Source organism: Aquibium pacificum (assembly GCF_040839445.1).
Taxonomy (GTDB): Bacteria; Pseudomonadota; Alphaproteobacteria; order Rhizobiales; family Rhizobiaceae; genus Aquibium; species Aquibium pacificus.
Genome location: NZ_JBDPGJ010000002.1, coordinates 450716 through 466682, shown reverse-complemented (window position 1 = coordinate 466682; position 15967 = coordinate 450716). Strand labels below are relative to the sequence as shown.

Genomic DNA, 15967 nt, shown 5'->3' with positions numbered 1-15967 from the left:
TTGCAAGGCAAATCGCGGCGCGCGATGTAGGGCCATGCAGACCGGATACCGCCCCCGCCGCTCGGTGCTCTACGTGCCGGCCTCGAACGAGAAGGCCCTCGCCAAGGCGGCGTCGCTCGCCTGTGATGCCGTCGTCGTCGACCTGGAGGACGCCGTGGCGCCGGACGCAAAGGGAGAGGCCCGCGCCCGTCTCGAAGGCTTTTTCTCATCCCGCAAGGCCGGCGGTCCGGAACTGGTGGTGCGAATCAATGCGCTTGCCAGCGAATGGGGCGCCGCGGATCTCGAGGCCGCCTGCGCCTGCAGGCCCGCCGCGATCCTCCTGCCCAAGGTGGACGGACCGCGCGATCTGCTGGACGCCAACGACCGGCTCGACGCGATGGACGCTTCGCCCGACATGTCTCTCTGGGCGATGGTGGAAACGCCGCGCGGCATGCTGAACCTCGGTGCCATCGCAGGACTCGGCCGCGACCGCGGCGCACGCCTTGCCTGCCTGGTTGCCGGCACCAACGATCTCGTCAAGGAGACCGGCGTGCGCGCCACGCCGGACCGGCGCTTTCTCGTTCCCTGGCTGATGCAGATCGTGCTCGCCGCGCGCGCCGGCGGGCTCGACGCGCTCGACGGCGTCAGCAACGACTTTCGCAATCTGGAGGCCTTCGCACAGGAGTGCGACCAGGGCCGCGCCATGGGGTTCGATGGCAAGACCCTGATCCATCCTGCGCAGATCGACCCGGCCGATCGAGCCTTCTCGCCGTCCCAGGCGGAACTTTCGGATGCCCGCCGCATCGCCGACGCTTTCGAAGAGCCCGAAAACGCCGGCAAGGGCGTCATCTCGATCGACGGCCGCATGGTCGAACGCCTGCACCTGGAGCAGGCCAGGCGGCTTCTTGCCAAGGCTGCGACGCAACGAGGATCCTGACGTGAAGCTCTACCGTTTTCTTTCCGGACCCGACGATTCGAGTTTCTGCCACAAGGTCACGGCTGCCCTGAACAAGGGCTGGCATCTCCACGGCTCCCCCACCTACGCCTTCGACGCGGAGACGAAGACCATGCGTTGCGGGCAGGCGGTGGTGAAGGAGGTCGACGGGGTGGACTACGAGCCGGGCATGAAGCTTTCCGAGCAATAGCCGGCCCAACGAGCCACCGTCGTCAGGGGGCGGCTTCCTCGATCTTCTGCATGTCGTCGTCGGAAAGCCCGAAATGGTGTCCGATCTCGTGGATCAGCACATGGGTGATGATGTCGCCCAGCGTCTCCTCGTTCTCGGCCCAGTAGTCGAGGATCGCTCGGCGGTAGAGCGTCACGCGGTTCGGGCCCTCGCCGGTCGCCGGATTCCAGCGCTCGGCGATGCCGCGGCCCTCGAAGAGGCCGAGCAGATCGAAAGGGGTCTCCAGCGAGAGATCATCCATGATCTCCTCCTCCGGGAACTCCGCCATCTGGATGACGATCTCGCCGGTGAGCTTGCGGAACTCGTCCGGCAGGTGGGCATAGGCTTCCAGGGCCAGCAGTTCCAGCTCCTCGAGGGAGGGGGAGAGTTGCTCGTGCCAGTCCCTGGTCTGGTAGATGCGTGCCATTTGTCGTCCTTTTGCGGCCATATAGCCTTTTGCGATCCCGCTTGCGAGAGGGCGGGGAGCCGATGGCGTTCCGCGCGACGGACAAGAGGAATAAATTCTTCGAGACTCCGCTTGACTCTCCCGCGGGCCTCTGGAATCCATAGGAACATAATAGGAACACAAATGCAGGAAGCAGGGCCATGGCGACCTCCGCCGCGGCGCGGGGTACCCTTTTTGCCTTGCGCCGGAAAATCGCCAAGATCGAGGGTACCCCCGCCGACACCCTGTCGCCGGACGAGGTCGGCATGGCATCCGACGGCATCGTGCTGCGGGAAGGCGGAAGCCCGCTTCGCCATCCGGCCCTGACCGAAAGTCTGATCGCGACCGGCGACGCGGATTTCGATGCCGCGCTCGGCGGAGGCGTTCCGCGCGCGGCGCTGACGGAGATCCACGGTGCCGAAATGCGCGACGCCGGTGTCGTCACCGGTTTTGCGCTGGGGCTTTGCGCGGCCGCCATGAAAGCGGTTCCCCAAAGCCTGCCGCTTCTCTGGATCGCACCGGCGGAGAATAACCGCGAAGCAGGTTTCCCCTATGCTCCGGGCCTGCTGGAGCTGTTCGGGATTTCCCCTGGAAGCCTCCTGACGTGCGAGACGCCGAAACTCGCCGACGCGCTCTGGGTGGCGGAGGAGGCGGCACGTCTGTCGGCGCTCGGTGCCGTGCTTCTGGAACTGCGCGGCAACCCGCAAAGGGTCGATCTCACCGCCACCCGCCGCCTGCATTTCCGCGCCCGCGATGCCGGCCGGCCGGTTTTCCTGTTGCGCCAGTCGGCTCGGGCGGAACCGACCGCCGCTCCGCTGCGGCTTTCCATATCCCCGGCTCCGGCGGGGATGCGCCGCACGGTGGCTGGCCCGCTTTCCGGCTCGATCGGTCCTCCGGCCTTCATGGTCGAGATCGGCAAGAGCCGGACGGCACGGTCCGGCAGCTTCGAACTGGAATGGAACTCCCATGAACGCTCTTTCCGGAAAAGAGGGCCAGAGATACCTGGCTCTGTGGTTCCCGTACCTGTCCACCGAAGGCATCTGGCGCCGGCGTCTCGGCCGCTCCTGGCGGGGGACACCTCCTTCGCAGCGGGCGCCGCTGATCGTCAGCCGGCGCGAGAAGAACGCACAGCGGATCGCCGCCCTCGACGAGCAGGCTGAGGCGCTCCGGCTGAAGCGCGGCATGGGGATAGCCGATGCCCGCGCCATGCATCCGGCGATCGAGATCGTCGAGGCCGATCCGGCGGCCGACCGCCGCCTGCTCGAAGGTCTCGCCGACTGGTGCGACCGCTATACGCCGCTGGTGGCGATCGACGGCGAGGACGGGCTCTATCTCGACATTTCCGGCTGCAGCCATCTTTTCGGCGGCGAGGAAAAGATGCTGGACGATCTCCTGGCGCGGCTTTCCGAACAGGGTTTTCGTACCCGCGCCGGCATCGCCTCGACGGCCGGGACGGCCTGGGCCGCCGCCCGGTTCTCCGGCGCGGCGATCATCGCGCCGGGGGAGGAAGCGGTCTTCCTGGCCGGCCTGCCGCTCGCCGCCTTGCGCCTCGACGGGACGGTCTGCGCAGCGCTGGAGAGCGTCGGGCTGCGCAGCGTCGGCGCCATCCTCGAAGCGCCGCGCGCGCCTCTGGCGCGCCGCTTCGGCCGCATGCCGGTGACCCGCCTCGACCAGGCGCTCGGCCGGGTGGAGGAGGCGGTCTCGCCGCGCCTGCCGGTCGCCGCCCTCTCCGTCGAGCGCAACCTCGCCGAACCCATAAACCGTATGGAAGACATCGAGGAACTCGTCTTCATGCTGGCCGTGACCGCCAGGGGCAGCCTCGAGACGCGCGGCGAGGGAGCGCGGCTCCTGGAACTGGCGCTGTTCCGGGTCGACGGGGTCGTCAGCCGCGTCGCCGTCGGTACGTCGCGGCCGATGCGCGAACCACACCTGATCCGGAGACTGTTTCACGAGAAACTCTCCGCGACCGAGATCGACCCCGGTTACGGCTTCGACCTCGTCCGGCTTTCGGTGCGCGAGAGCGCCCGCTTCGACGCCCGCCAGGGCGATCTCGTGGCTACCCGTACGGGAGACGAAGAGGGACTTGCCCTTTTCGCCGACCGCGTCGGCGCCCGCCTCGGCCGGCAGACGATCAGGCGGCCGGTTCTGGCCGAGAGCCATGTGCCGGAGCGCGCCATGACGACCGTCGCCTTCGCCGACGCCCCGGCGGTGGAACACGCGGCACCCTCCCTCGACCTCGGGGAACGGCAGGTTCCGGAGGCGGTCGAGCGGCCGATCCGGCTCTTCGGACGGCCCGAGCCGATCGAGGCCTCGGCCGAGGTGCCGGAAGGGCCGCCCTTTTCCTTCCGCTGGCGGCGCACGCTCTACCGCGTCGCCCGCGCCGAGGGTCCCGAGCGCATCGCGCCGGAATGGTGGCGTGCCCCGGCGGAGGAGCGGACCCGGGACTACTACCGCGTCGAGGACACGAGAGGCCGGCGGTTCTGGCTGTGCCGCGAAGGTCTCTACGACGGCTCGCCGGTCATGCCGCGCTGGTACGTGCACGGCCTGTTCGCATGACCGTCACGGCCTCCCCCCGGCCCGATGCGCCGGCCTATGCCGAATTCGCGGTGCAGTCGAACTTCTCCTTCCTGCGCGGCGCCTCCGGCCCCGAGGAGATGGCGGTGACGGCCAAGCGCCTCGGCATCGCCGCTTTGGGGCTCGCCGACCGCAACACCGTCGCGGGCGTCGTGCGGGCCTGGAAGATGGCGGAGAAGGAGGGCCTCGCCTATCATCCCGGCTGCCGCCTCGTCTTTTCCGACGGCACGCCGGACGTGCTCGCCTATCCCCGCAACAGGCAGGGCTGGGGGCATCTTTGCCGTATGCTGACCGAGGCCAACGCGCTCGGCGAAAAGGGCAACCCCGACCTGCGGCTGCCCGGCCTGATGGAGTGGGGCAACGACATGTCGCTCGCCGTCCTGCCTCGCCTGGAGGCGGAGGGAGCGGCGGAACTTTCGCTTCTGCGCGGCCTCGGCGACCGCTTCGGCCGGGCCATGCGGGTGGCGGTCGCGCCCGCCTATGCCGGCAGGGACCGCTGGCGCCTCGAACAAGCCGCGGCCCTGGCGGATGCCGCCGGCCTGCCGCTGATGGCCTGCAACGACGTGCTCTATCACGAGCCGGGCCGGCGGCCCTTGCAGGATCTCGTCACGGCCATCCGCCTCAACACGCCGGTGGCCGATGCCGGCTTCGAACTGCGCGCCCACGCGGAACGGCACTTCAAGCCGCCATGGGAGATGGCGCGCCTGTTCCGGCGGCGTCCCGAGGCGCTGGCGGAAACGCTGCGCTTCGCCTGGGAACTCGACTTCTCGCTGAACGACCTGCGATACAACTATCCCGACGAGCCGACCCGCGACGGCGCCTCGCCCCAGGAGGAACTCGCCCGCCTCACCTGGGAGGGTGCGGCCTGGCGCTATTCCGACGGCGCGCCCGAAAGGATCGCGGCGCTCATCCGCCACGAACTCGCCGTGGTCGAGAAGCTGCAATACGCCCGCTATTTCCTGACCGTCCACGACATCGTTCAGCACGCCCGTTCGAAGGGCATCCTGTGTCAGGGGCGCGGATCGGCTGCCAATTCGGTGATCTGCTACTGCATCGGCATCACCGATGTCGGCCCAGACATCATGGACCTCCTGTTCGAGCGCTTCATATCGGAGGAGCGCAATGAGCCGCCCGACATCGACGTGGATTTCGAGCACGACCGGCGCGACGAGGTGATCGCCTACATCTACGAGAAGTACAGCGCCAAGCGGACCGCGCTCGCCGCCTCGGTGGTCACCTATCGCGGCCGCTCCACCATGCGCGAGACGGCCAAGGCGCTCGGCCTTTCGGAAGACGTCATGTCGGCGCTTTCCGGCACGATCTGGGGCTGGTCCACCGCCGGGCTCGGCGACAGCGAGGTGAAGGCCGCGGGTCTCGACATGGCCGACCCGGCGACGCGGCACGTCATCGCGCGCTCCAATGAGATCATGGGCTTTCCGCGTCATCTATCCCAGCATGTCGGCGGTTTCGTCATCACCCGCGACCGGCTCGACGAGGTGGTGCCCATCGTCAAGACGGCGATGGAAGAGCGCAAGATGGTCGAGTGGGATAAGGACGATCTCGACGCGGTCGGCATCCTCAAGGTCGACATCCTGGCACTCGGCATGCTGTCCTGCCTGCGGCGCGCCTTCGGGCTTCTCAAGGAGCATTACGGCCGGGACCTGACGCTGGCGACGCTGCCCAAGGAGGAACCGGAGGTCTACGACATGATCTGCCGGGCCGACACGATCGGTGTCTTCCAGATCGAAAGTCGGGCGCAGATGACCATGCTGCCGCGGCTCAGGCCCAGAAAATTCTACGATCTCGTCATCGAGGTGGCGATCGTGCGGCCCGGTCCGATCCAGGGCGACATGGTCCATCCCTATCTGCGCCGCCGCCAGGGCCTGGAAGAGCCGGAGTATCCGAGGCCCGAACTGAAGGAGGTGCTGGAACGCACGCTCGGCGTGCCGCTGTTCCAGGAACAGGCGATGAAGATCGCGATCGTCGCCGGCGGTTTCACGCCGGGCGAGGCCGACCAGCTGCGCCGCGCCATGGCGACGTTCCGCCGCGTCGGCACGATCGGCACGCTGCGGCAGAAGATGATCGACGGCATGATCGCCAGGGGCTACGAGCGGGATTTCGCCGAGCGCTGCTTCAAGCAGATCGAGGGTTTTGGGGAATACGGCTTTCCCGAAAGCCACGCCGCGTCCTTCGCGCTGCTCGTCTATGCCTCGTGCTGGTTCAAGGCGCGCTATCCGGACGTCTTCTGTGCGGCGATCCTCAATTCGCAACCCATGGGCTTCTATGCGCCTTCGCAATTGGTGCGCGATGCACGCGAGCATGGCGTGGAGCTCCGCGAGCCCGACATCAACCATTCCTTCTGGGACTGCACGCTCGAGAAGGCTGCGTTCGAGCCCGCACGCATCGCCGGCCGGCATGCCGAAATGCGCGGCGTCATCCAGACCTGCCACGCCGTGCGCCTGGGCCTGCGCCAGATCAAGGGCTTGCGGCAGGACGAGATGGATCTGCTCGTTGGGCGGCGAGGCTGCGGCTATGATTCGGTGCGCGATCTGTGGCTGCGCTCGGGACTCGCGAAAGCCACGATCGCCAGGCTCGCCAGGGCGGACGCCTTCCGCTCGCTCGGCCTCGACCGCCGCGAGGCGCTCTGGGCCGTGCAGGCGCTGGACGACACCAGCGCCAGCGGCTTCCTGCCCCTGCTCGACAATCCCGACGTCGCGCTCGCCGATCACGAGCCGGAGATGCGCCTGCCGCCGATGCCGCTCGGCGAACACGTCATCCACGACTACCGCACGCTGACCCTGTCGCTGAAGGCCCACCCGGTCGCCTTCCTGCGCGACCGGCTCCATGGGCAGCGGGTGGTGCCGAATTCCAGGCTCGAAACCATTCGCAGCGGCACGAGAGCGGACGTTTCGGGCCTCGTGCTCGTCCGCCAGCGTCCCGGCTCAGCCAAGGGCGTCATCTTCATGACCATCGAGGACGAGACGGGGGTGGCCAACATCATCGTCTGGCCGAAGGTCTTCGAGCGCTTCCGTTCGGTGGTTCTGGGAGCGCGGCTGGTCAGGGTCCGAGGAAAGGTGCAATCCGAATCCGGCGTCATCCATGTCGTGGCCGATCACGTCGAGGACATTTCCGCCTGGCTCGGCACGCTTTCGGAGGAGGCGCATCTCATCGACGGCCTTGCCAACGCTGACGAGGTCAAGCGGCCCGTGGTGGAACTGCGGGAAAAGATGCCACAGGGATCGCGGCTGGCGCAGCTCATCCACGAGGTTCCGGGCCTGCGCCAGGACTATCAGGATCTGGCGAAACGCTCCGGCTCGGCGATGCCCAAGGGCCGGAACTTCCATTGAGCTCCCCCCCATCGCGCAGAATGCGGTGGCCGGGAAGGGCTTTTCCCGCTCAACTCTTCTTTGGTGTCGGGCCGGGTTGATCCGTTCTCAGCGAACGCGCCTCCGAAGCCAGCATGATCGGGATACCGTCGCGCACCGGGTAGGCGAGCATGGCCGACTTCGATACCAGCTCCGATTTTTCCGCGTCGTAGGTCAGCAGCCCCTTGGTCATCGGACACGCCATAAGTTCGAGGAGCTTCGGATCGATCCTGGCGGTTCTCTCGCTCGCGGCCATGTTCACTTCCTCGGCTATTGCAGGCTTGCGCCCGAGCCGTCGCCTTCCCGCGCCATCGCCATCTCGGTGATGGCGATCAGGGTCTCGGCACGCGTCCTGAGGTCCGGCGCCTCCAGCAACGCCTGCTTCTCGCTGGCGCCGTATGGCGCCATCATCGAGAGCGCGTTGACGAGCGTCGCGTTCTCCGCCCGGCTGATGCTGTTCCAGTCCGCCTCGAGGTCGTTCGCCGCGAGATAGGCTCGGAATGCCTTCAACAGGGCCTCGCGGTCGACGTCGGCAGCTTCCTTTTCGAGATCGAGATCACCTGCGAACACCATGATCCGGCATTTCCGGAAAGGCGCCCGAGAGGCGATCTCCTCGACCACCCGGAAACGGCACACGCCCTGAAGTGCGACGAGATAGCGCCCGTCGCCGGTCTCGGCAAAGGAGGTCAGGCGGCCCAGACATCCGACTTCGCAGAGTTCGGGCTCGCCGTCGGGCCTCATGCCTCCATCCAGCCGCGGCTGGATCATGCCGATAAGGCGACTGCCGGCGATCACATCGTCGATCATCTCGATGTAGCGCGGCTCGAAGACGTTGAGGGGCATCCGTCCGCTCGGCAGCAGGAGGGCCGCCGACAACGGAAAGACGGGCACGACCTCGGGCAGATCGCCGATCTTCCTGTAATGGGCATTACCCGCCTGCACGCCTGTTCTTCCTCTTCGCTCTCGCACCTACCGATATGGAACCGTTCGCGCAAAGCGCAACGGACATATCGGAAGCAACCCCGCCCTCACGAAAAGAGAAGGGAAGAAAGCCGGCGCCGCGCCGACAGCGTCGCGGGGTCGGTCATGCCCCATGCCTCGAAAAACTTCAAAAGCTGCGCGCGCGCGCCATCGTCGCGCCAGCCCCGGTCGGCGCGAACGATGGAAAGCAGATTTTCGGCCGCTTCCATTCGGTCTCCCTGCGCGTTCTGGATCAATGCGAGATCGAAGCGGGCATCGTGGTCCTGCGGGTCCGCTTCCAGCCGTTGGACGAGCCGGTGCGGATCGCCGATGGCGCTGACCTCCTCCGCCAGCGCGATGCGCGCCCGAACGCTCGCCAATTCCGGCGGCTCCTTCTCCTCGGCCGGCACCTCGGCGAGAAGCCCCTTCGCCGCGTCGACGTCGCCGGCATCCAGCAATATCCCCGCCAGCCCGCCGACCGCGACCGGATTGCCGGGCACGGCTTCCAGCACGCTGCCGTAGATCGCCGCCGCCGTGTCGCGATCGCCGGCTGAAAGAGCCGCGGAAGCCTGCTCCAGTGCCTCCGCCAGCGGATCGGGCGCCTTGCCGCCGACCTTCCTAACGAATTCGCGCACCTGGCTCTCCGGCAACGCGCCCATGAATCCATCCAGGGGGCGTCCGTCGCGGAACGCGATCACCGCCGGGATGGACTGGATCCCGAGTTGGCCGGCGATGGAAGGATGGTCGTCGATGTTCATCTTGACCAGCTTTACGGCGCCGCGCGCCTCCCGGACCACTTTTTCGAGCACTGGCGTCAGCTGCTTGCATGGACCGCACCACGGAGCCCAGAAATCGACGAGAACGGTCTGATTCCGCGATTCCTGGATCACGTCGGCGGTGAACCCGGCGGTCGTCGTGTCCTTGATCAGCTCCGAAGCTCCATTCGCGGGGGACGGCGGAGCCGGCTGCCGGGCCGCGGGAGGCTGCGTTCCGAAACTGATGTCGTAGCCGCCGCTCTGCCCGGCGAACGGATTGTCCCTGCTGTTCATAGGTCTGGCTTTCCGGTTAACTCGAAAATCGCCTTCAATGTGGCATCGCGTCGGTCACGTTCAAGACGAGCGGCTCATGTCCCGTCGCCTCGGCAAAACGAAGAAGATCGCCGCTCGCGATCGACGTCGTCGCTTCGTTTGTCAACGGATGGCAGTTCACGATCGCATTCTGCATCAGCTCCCGGTCAAGCACCAGCGTAACCCGCCCTTCGGTATCGTTGATCACGCCGAATGCGGTGACGGCACCCGGCTGTACGCCCAGCAGGTCCAGAAGCGCGTCAGGCTTGCCGAAAGAAACCCGGCCGCTCGCGCCGATGATCTGGTGGATGGTCTTGAGGTCGACCTCGGCCTCCTCGCCGACCGCGAGCAGGAAGTAGCGCCCCTTCTTGTCCTTCAGGAACAGGTTCTTGGTGTGCGCGCCGGCGATCTGCCCGCGCAGGGCCTGCGACTGGGCGACCGTGAACAGCGGCGGATGCTCCACGGTGGTGGTCGAAATGCCGATTTCGTCCAGATAGGCGAGGAGTTCGGCCGGGGTCTTCGGCATGTCGGCGTTTCCGCGTCGGTTCGGTTCGCCCCGTCTAGGACATACGGCTCGGGCAGTGCAAGCTCGGCCGCGTGCGGCGAGGCGATCGACCGGGCGTGCCCATCAGGCGAAGTGGCAGCTCACCGAACCATGGGGACCGAAGTCCGCGAAGATCGTATCGCCGCCGCGCGCCTCGATCGGCCGGATGAAGGAACCGGCCAGCACGATCTGCCCCGCTTCGATCGACGATCCGTACGCGGCCAGCCTGTCGGCCAGCCAGGCGATGCCCCGCGCCGGGTGGTTCAGCACGCCGGCGCCGAGCCCCGTCTCCTCCACCTGTGCGTTGCGCGAGACGATCGCTCCCATCCAGCGCATGTCCACCGCATCGGGCCGCATGGCGCGTCCACCGAGGACGACGCCCGCATTGGCTGCGTTGTCCGAAACGGTGTCGACGATGGTTCGCGCCTTGCCGGTGACGGGGTCGCTCCGCACGATCCGTGTATCGAGGATCTCCAGCGCGGGTGTCACGTAGTCGGTGGCATTCATCACGTCGAACACGCTCGTGCCGTTCCCTTTCAGCGGCGCCTTCATGACGAAGGCGAGTTCCGCCTCGATCCGCGGCTGGATGAACCGCCCGGCAGGGATGGTCGCGCCATCGTCGAACATCATGTCGTCCAGCAGCACTCCGGAGTCCGGCGTGTCGATGCTCAGCGCCTGCTGCATTGCCTTCGACGTCAGCCCGATCTTCCAGCCGACCCGTCTTCGGCCGGCGGCGATCTTGCGTTCCACGAAGGCAGCCTGAACCGCGTATGCGTCGTCGAGCGACATGCCGGGATGCGCCAGCGAAAGCAGGCCCATCTGCACTCGCGTGCGCTCCGCCTCTTCAAGCGCTCGCGAAGCCGCATCGATTTTCAGCCGGCTAAGCATTGGCAATCTCATCGCGGATGCCATTGCGCAAGATGCCAAGTCCTTCGGCGGAGACTTCCACCACGTCGCCCGGTCTCAGCCAAACCGGGGGGTCCAGCCGGGCGCCCGCGCCTGTCGGCGTTCCGGTGAGGATCATGTCTCCGGGTACGAGCGTCGTAAACGTTGAAATGTAGCTGACGATCTTGCGGAAGGAAAAGATCATGCGGCGCGTGCGGTCACGCTGGCGCACCTCCCCGTTCACCCGCGTCTCCAGCGCGATGTCAGCGATCTGGCTCTCGTCGACGAAAGGAGTGAGCCAGGGACCGATCGATCCAGTTCCGTCGAAATTCTTGCCCTGCGTGACGTTGAACTTCGCATGCCGCACCCAATCGCGGATCGTTCCCTCGTTGGCAAGGCTGATGCCCGCCACGTGCGAGAGCGCGTCTTTTTCCGCGATCCGCCGGCCGGCCTTGCCCACGATCAGCACGATCTCACCCTCGTAGTCCAGCTGTACCGATTCCGGCGGCCGGTTGAGCGGAACATCGTGACCCACAAACGAACGGGCAAACCGCACGAAGAGCGACGGATTCGCCTGCGCCGCCTGGCCGTCGCGGTATTCCTCGTTGCGATCGGGATAGTTCACCCCGACGCAAATGATCTTTTCAGGTGCGGGGACGGGACTGCCGTAGGTGATTCCCTCGGCCGAGAAATCCGAAGAGAGGCGCGAAGCCTCCGACGAGAGTGTGTCGAGCGCGCCGTCGGCGATGACCTCACGCAGGCTCGGCCACCGGTCGCCGTGGCGCGCCGAAAGATCGACGATACCGGCCGGTGTCTCGATCCCGTAACCGGCAGACCCGTCCCTGACGAAGCTCAAGAAGCGTGCGGGTTCCGTCATGATCTGCTTCCGCCTCGCCCCATCACGGCGCGACGATCGGTTGCGCCTTCAGGATCGACTCGACGGCGCCGGCGCCGGCAAAGGCGCTGCCTTCCTCGAACCATGAGCGCGGCGCGGGCGCGCCCCACAGCGTCTGGCGCTGAGGATCCTTCAGGTCCCATCTGATCGGTTCGTGGTCCGGATCGACCGTCTGGTAGTCCGAGCAGTAGATCTCGATCCGATGGCCGTCGGGATCTCGGATGTAGAGGAAAAAGGCGTTCGAGATGCCATGCCGACCCGGGCCGCGCTCGATGTTGGCGAGGTATCCCGTCGTGGACATGAGATCGAGCAGATCGATGATGTTCAGCGGCGTAGGGACCCAGAATGCCGTGTGGTGCAGTCGCGGCCCGCGACCGTTCGTGAAAGCCATGTCGTGGACGCCGCCCTTTCGATGCATCCAGGCGGCCCACAGCATGCGGCTGTCCTCGTCTTCCGTGTATTCGGTGACGCGGAATCCCATCTCGTTGTAGAAGGCGACCGAAGCGTCGACGTTGGGCGAAAAACAGTTGAAATGGTCGATCCTCAGCGGCTTCACACCGTGGTAGAGCCGATACTTCTGATGGATCGACGGAAGACGATCCATCTTGTGATAGAATTCTAGTGGAACGCCGAAATTGTCGCGGGTGCGCAAGGTCCGCCCCTGGAACGGACGCTCGATCCAGGACGTCGGGAGGTCGCGGCGGGCGAACCAGGCCTGCGCGCGGTCGAGATCCTCTTCCGAATAGACCTTGAAGCCGAGCACGTTGGCCTCGGCAAGCTCGCCCTTCCTGAGAATGACGCAGTGATGCCCGCGCTCCTCGAGCGCTCTCAGGAAAATCTCGTTCTCGTCCTCGTGCGTGATCTGGAGTCCAAGCAGGTCCGCGTAGAACGCCCGGCTCGCCGCGATGTCTTTCACGACAAACTCCACATGGCTCAGGCGAACGATGTTGAAATCCGGATAGAGGTTTGGACTGGGAACCGGCATCTTATCCTCCGTGGCCGTCCAGCTTCGGAATCTTGTGAGCGGACGTGGCGAAGGCAATATTCTTGGTTTCCATGTAGAATTCAAAGGACCAATCGCCGCCGTCCCGCCCGATGCCGGAACTTTTGACGCCGCCGAACGGCGTGGGGAGGTGCCGTATGTTTTCCGAGTTCACCCAGATCATGCCCGCCTCGAGCTGGTCGGTGAAGCGGAAGGCTCGCGTTACGTCGGATGTCCATAGATAACCGGTTAGACCGTATCGCACGTCGTTGGCGAGCGCCGCGGCCTCCGCTTCGTTCCTGAACGGGATCGCCACCAGCACGGGGCCGAAGATTTCCTCCTGCGCGATCCGCATGCGGTTATCGACGCCGGTGAACAGCGCCGGACGGACATAGCAACCACCGTCCGGTCCCTCGAAACCCGCGTCGCCGACGGCGAGCGTAGCCCCTTCCGCCTGCCCGAGCGCGAGATAGTCAGTGACCTTCTTGCGGTGGACCGGATGGATCAGCGGTCCGACCACTGTCGCGGGGTCGAGCGGATGTCCGACCTTGATGCGGCTGGCGCGCTCGGCGACCATCGCCGTGAACCGCTCATAGATGCTCTCCTCGACGAGAAGCCGCGAGGAGGATGTGCACCGCTCGCCGTTCAGCGAGTAGATCATGAACACAGCCGCGTCGGCGGCGCGCTCCAGATCCGCGTCGGCAAACACGATGACCGGGTTCTTTCCCCCGAGCTCGAAGTGGACGCGCTTCAGGGTATCGGCGCCCTGTTTCATGATCTGCGTTCCGGTCCGGCTCTCGCCCACGAAGCCGATCGCCTTGATGTCGGGGTGCTCGGTCAGGGCCTTTCCCGCGTCTTCACCAAAGCCGTTCACCAGGTTCCAGACGCCCTTCGGAAGGCCTGCCTCTTCCGCGATTTCGACGAGCAGGCGCGCCGTCAGGGGCGAGAACTCGGCCGGCTTGTGCACCACGGTGCAGCCGGCGGCGAGCGCTGGGGCGATCTTCCAGGTTGAAAGCATGAAGGGCGTGTTCCAAGGCGTTATCACGCCCACCGGCCCGATCGGCACGCGCGTCGTCATGTTGACCTGCCCGGGTGTCCTGAGCGACTGGCCGTCGCGTGAGGCAGGTGCCCGGTCGGCGAAGAAGCGGAAGTTCTCGGCCCCCCTGAGCGCGGCCTTGGACATGAACCGCAGGGCCTGGCCGGTGTCCATGCACTCGACGAGCGCGATCTCCTCGGCACGGCTCTCGATCGCATCGGCGATCCTGTGGAGCAGCTTCTTGCGTGCCTCGCCCGGCATTGCCGCCCAGGCGGGAAACGCGGCCTTCGCCGCCTCCGCGGCCAGATCGACATCTGGCGCCGTCGAACGAGCGACCTTGGCAAGCGGCTTCAGGTCGACTGGCGATATCGATTCGAAGGTCGCACCGTCCTGCGCCGGAACCGCCTCTCCCCCGATCTGGTTGAGCACGCCGTCGCTCACGAAGCGCGCGAGAAAGCGGTTTGCCTTCGACAGGTTCTCTTCGAATGTCGCCATTATCGTGCCTTCACACCTGTTTCCGGAGTCTGGGGTGCATTGCGTTTCGCTTCCAGCTCAGGTCCTTGGCGATCTCGCGAATTTCGAGCGACAAGGCGAAATGCGGCCGTTCGAGAAGATCGCTCAGATATGCCGAGGCTGCCTCGAAGATCGTCTCCCCGGCGCCCTTCTTTTCGGCTTGACCGCGGCCGACGCCGATCCGCAGGCTCATGTCGATGAAAGCGTTCTCTGGGAGCTTGTCGGCTATCGCATAGGCGTCGCAGCGGATTGCGCGAACGCGGATCGCGCCTTCTTCGAAGAGGCCGGTCTCCAGCATCTTGCCATGGATCAGCTGGCAAAGGCCGCCGATGTCCACCTCCTCGTCCAGGTTCGCCGAGTACTCGATCGTGAAATGCGGCATTTGGTTCGCCTTCAACTCATTAACGTGTTAAGTGATGGGCCCCTTGCTTGTCAACAGCGGCAGGGAAACCGCCTCGCTTCGGACCATAGGGAGATGCGATCCGCCGGACACCATGCTAGATGGCGTGGATGGCGCAACGAAAGTCCCATGAGGTCGACGGCTGGCTGTCGCGGCCGGATTCCAGGATCGCGGTCGTCCTGATCTACGGCAGCGATCGCGGTCTCGTTTCCGAACGAGCCAAGCGCTTCAGCACCAGCACCGGCCTCGATCCGGATGACCCCTTCTCGGTCGTGAAGATCGACGCGACAGAGATCGACGGAGATCCGGGACGGCTCGCGGACGAGGCCAACACCGTTTCGATGTTCGGCGGCAGGCGCCTGATCTGGATCAGGAACGCCGGCGCGCAAAAGGGCCTCGCCGGCGCGGTCAAAGCGCTTCTCGAAGCCCCGCCGCAGGATGCTGTCATCCTAATCGAAGCGGGTGAATTGAAGAAGGGAAGTCCGCTTCGCTCCTCGGTCGAAGCGGCACCCGCTGCGATCGCCCTGCCATGTTATGCCGACGAAGGCCGCAGCCTCGACCAATTGCTGGACAACCAGTTGCAGGAGACGGGCGCGACGATCTCGCTCGACGCGCGGCAACTCCTCAAGTCTCATCTGGGCGGCGACAGGCTCGCGACGCGTGGCGAGATCGAGAAGCTGCTTCTCTATTGCGCAGGCCAGCGGCATATCGGTGTCCAGGATGTGATCGCCTCCACGGGAGATGTTTCCGCGGTCACGGGCGATCAGGTTGTGGATGCTATGCTTCAGGGTGAACACGCGGAGATGGACAGCCGCCTGCAGCGCGCATTCGCGTCGGGCACGGCGCCGTTCGCGCTGCTCACGGCCGCGATGCGCCAGTTGCAGGCGCTGTCGTTGATGCGGGCCGAGATGGACCGGAGCGGAAAGACGGCGGCCAGCGTCGTCGCCTCTGCGCGGCCGCCGGTGTTCTTCGCGAGAAAGACGATCATCGAGAACGCGTTGTTGCGGTGGTCTACGGAAACACTGACTTCCGCGCTGGACCGGTTGCAGCAAACGGTCCTCGCGACGCGCCGCAGACCCGAACTTGCGCCCGAAATCGTCCGGCAAACCCTTCTGGCCTTGACCGTGACCGCCGCGCGGGCACGCGCCTGAAAACGTCC

At 66.0% G+C, this 15967-nt stretch carries 16 protein-coding genes; 6 read left to right on the top strand and 10 right to left on the bottom strand.

Annotated features, from left to right (window positions below; genetic code table 11):
- The first annotated feature begins 34 nt into the window (after window positions 1-34).
- Both ABGN05_RS08570 and ABGN05_RS08565 read left to right on the top strand, forming a co-directional pair.
- On the top strand, window positions 35-916 hold the full coding sequence (locus tag ABGN05_RS08570; RefSeq protein ID WP_367953593.1) for an HpcH/HpaI aldolase/citrate lyase family protein: 882 nt from the start codon (window positions 35-37) through the stop codon (window positions 914-916).
- Window position 917: 1 nt separating this feature from the next.
- On the top strand, window positions 918-1124 hold the full coding sequence (locus ABGN05_RS08565; protein ID WP_367953592.1) for a DUF1737 domain-containing protein: 207 nt from the start codon (window positions 918-920) through the stop codon (window positions 1122-1124).
- 22 nt (window positions 1125-1146) lie between these two features.
- On the opposite strand, the gene ABGN05_RS08560 is transcribed toward ABGN05_RS08565, so the two are convergent.
- Entirely contained in the window at window positions 1147-1569 is a 423-nt protein-coding gene (locus ABGN05_RS08560; RefSeq protein WP_367953591.1) for a metallopeptidase family protein, read from the bottom strand.
- A gap of 179 nt (window positions 1570-1748) precedes the next feature.
- Here ABGN05_RS08560 and ABGN05_RS08555 point away from each other — a divergent pair, with 179 nt between their 5' ends.
- Genes ABGN05_RS08555 through ABGN05_RS08545 form a run of 3 tightly spaced genes read left to right on the top strand, consistent with a single transcriptional unit; the run spans window position 1749 to window position 7508 of the window.
- The gene (locus ABGN05_RS08555; RefSeq protein WP_367953590.1) at window positions 1749-2747 is read left to right on the top strand and encodes an ImuA family protein; all 999 of its coding nucleotides are present in this window, start codon (window positions 1749-1751) and stop codon (window positions 2745-2747) included.
- Window positions 2689-4143 (top strand): Y-family DNA polymerase, encoded by a 1455-nt coding sequence (locus ABGN05_RS08550; RefSeq protein WP_367954345.1) that lies wholly within the window; start codon window positions 2689-2691, stop codon window positions 4141-4143. The genes ABGN05_RS08555 and ABGN05_RS08550 overlap by 59 nt, the downstream gene beginning before the upstream one ends.
- Window positions 4140-7508, top strand: coding sequence for an error-prone DNA polymerase (locus tag ABGN05_RS08545; RefSeq protein WP_367953589.1), 3369 nt, complete (start codon window positions 4140-4142; stop codon window positions 7506-7508). The genes ABGN05_RS08550 and ABGN05_RS08545 overlap by 4 nt, the downstream gene beginning before the upstream one ends.
- A 49-nt stretch (window positions 7509-7557) precedes the next feature.
- On the opposite strand, the gene ABGN05_RS08540 is transcribed toward ABGN05_RS08545, so the two are convergent.
- The 9 genes from ABGN05_RS08540 to ABGN05_RS08500 all read right to left on the bottom strand — a co-directional run bounded on the left by ABGN05_RS08540 (window position 7558) and on the right by ABGN05_RS08500 (window position 14790).
- The gene (locus ABGN05_RS08540) at window positions 7558-7782 is read right to left on the bottom strand and encodes a Trm112 family protein (protein WP_367953588.1); all 225 of its coding nucleotides are present in this window, start codon (window positions 7780-7782) and stop codon (window positions 7558-7560) included.
- 14 nt (window positions 7783-7796) lie between these two features.
- A complete protein-coding gene (locus ABGN05_RS08535) occupies window positions 7797-8468 on the bottom strand; it encodes an LON peptidase substrate-binding domain-containing protein (protein WP_367953587.1) in 672 nt (223 codons plus the stop codon).
- Between the two features lie 86 nt (window positions 8469-8554).
- The gene (gene trxA, locus ABGN05_RS08530; protein ID WP_367953586.1) at window positions 8555-9535 is read right to left on the bottom strand and encodes a thioredoxin; all 981 of its coding nucleotides are present in this window, start codon (window positions 9533-9535) and stop codon (window positions 8555-8557) included.
- Window positions 9536-9569: 34 nt separating this feature from the next.
- Window positions 9570-10079: a prolyl-tRNA synthetase associated domain-containing protein gene (locus ABGN05_RS08525; protein ID WP_367953585.1), complete on the bottom strand. Its 510-nt coding sequence runs from the start codon at window positions 10077-10079 to the stop codon at window positions 9570-9572.
- Window positions 10080-10181: 102 nt separating this feature from the next.
- Complete coding sequence (gene hpaH / locus ABGN05_RS08520; protein ID WP_367953584.1) at window positions 10182-10985, bottom strand: 2-oxo-hept-4-ene-1,7-dioate hydratase; 804 nt, start codon at window positions 10983-10985, stop codon at window positions 10182-10184.
- On the bottom strand, window positions 10978-11859 hold the full coding sequence (locus ABGN05_RS08515; protein ID WP_367953583.1) for a fumarylacetoacetate hydrolase family protein: 882 nt from the start codon (window positions 11857-11859) through the stop codon (window positions 10978-10980). Before ABGN05_RS08515 ends, hpaH begins: the two co-directional genes overlap by 8 nt.
- Before the next feature lie 22 nt (window positions 11860-11881).
- Complete coding sequence (hpaD, locus tag ABGN05_RS08510) at window positions 11882-12862, bottom strand: 3,4-dihydroxyphenylacetate 2,3-dioxygenase (RefSeq protein ID WP_367953582.1); 981 nt, start codon at window positions 12860-12862, stop codon at window positions 11882-11884.
- Window position 12863: 1 nt separating this feature from the next.
- Window positions 12864-14390: a 5-carboxymethyl-2-hydroxymuconate semialdehyde dehydrogenase gene (gene hpaE / locus ABGN05_RS08505; RefSeq protein WP_367953581.1), complete on the bottom strand. Its 1527-nt coding sequence runs from the start codon at window positions 14388-14390 to the stop codon at window positions 12864-12866.
- A gap of 10 nt (window positions 14391-14400) precedes the next feature.
- A complete protein-coding gene (locus ABGN05_RS08500; RefSeq protein WP_367953580.1) occupies window positions 14401-14790 on the bottom strand; it encodes a 5-carboxymethyl-2-hydroxymuconate Delta-isomerase in 390 nt (129 codons plus the stop codon).
- Between the two features lie 128 nt (window positions 14791-14918).
- Between ABGN05_RS08500 and holA the strand changes: the two genes are divergently transcribed.
- Window positions 14919-15959 (top strand): DNA polymerase III subunit delta, encoded by a 1041-nt coding sequence (gene holA / locus ABGN05_RS08495; protein ID WP_367953579.1) that lies wholly within the window; start codon window positions 14919-14921, stop codon window positions 15957-15959.
- The last annotated feature ends 8 nt before the right edge of the window (window positions 15960-15967 follow it).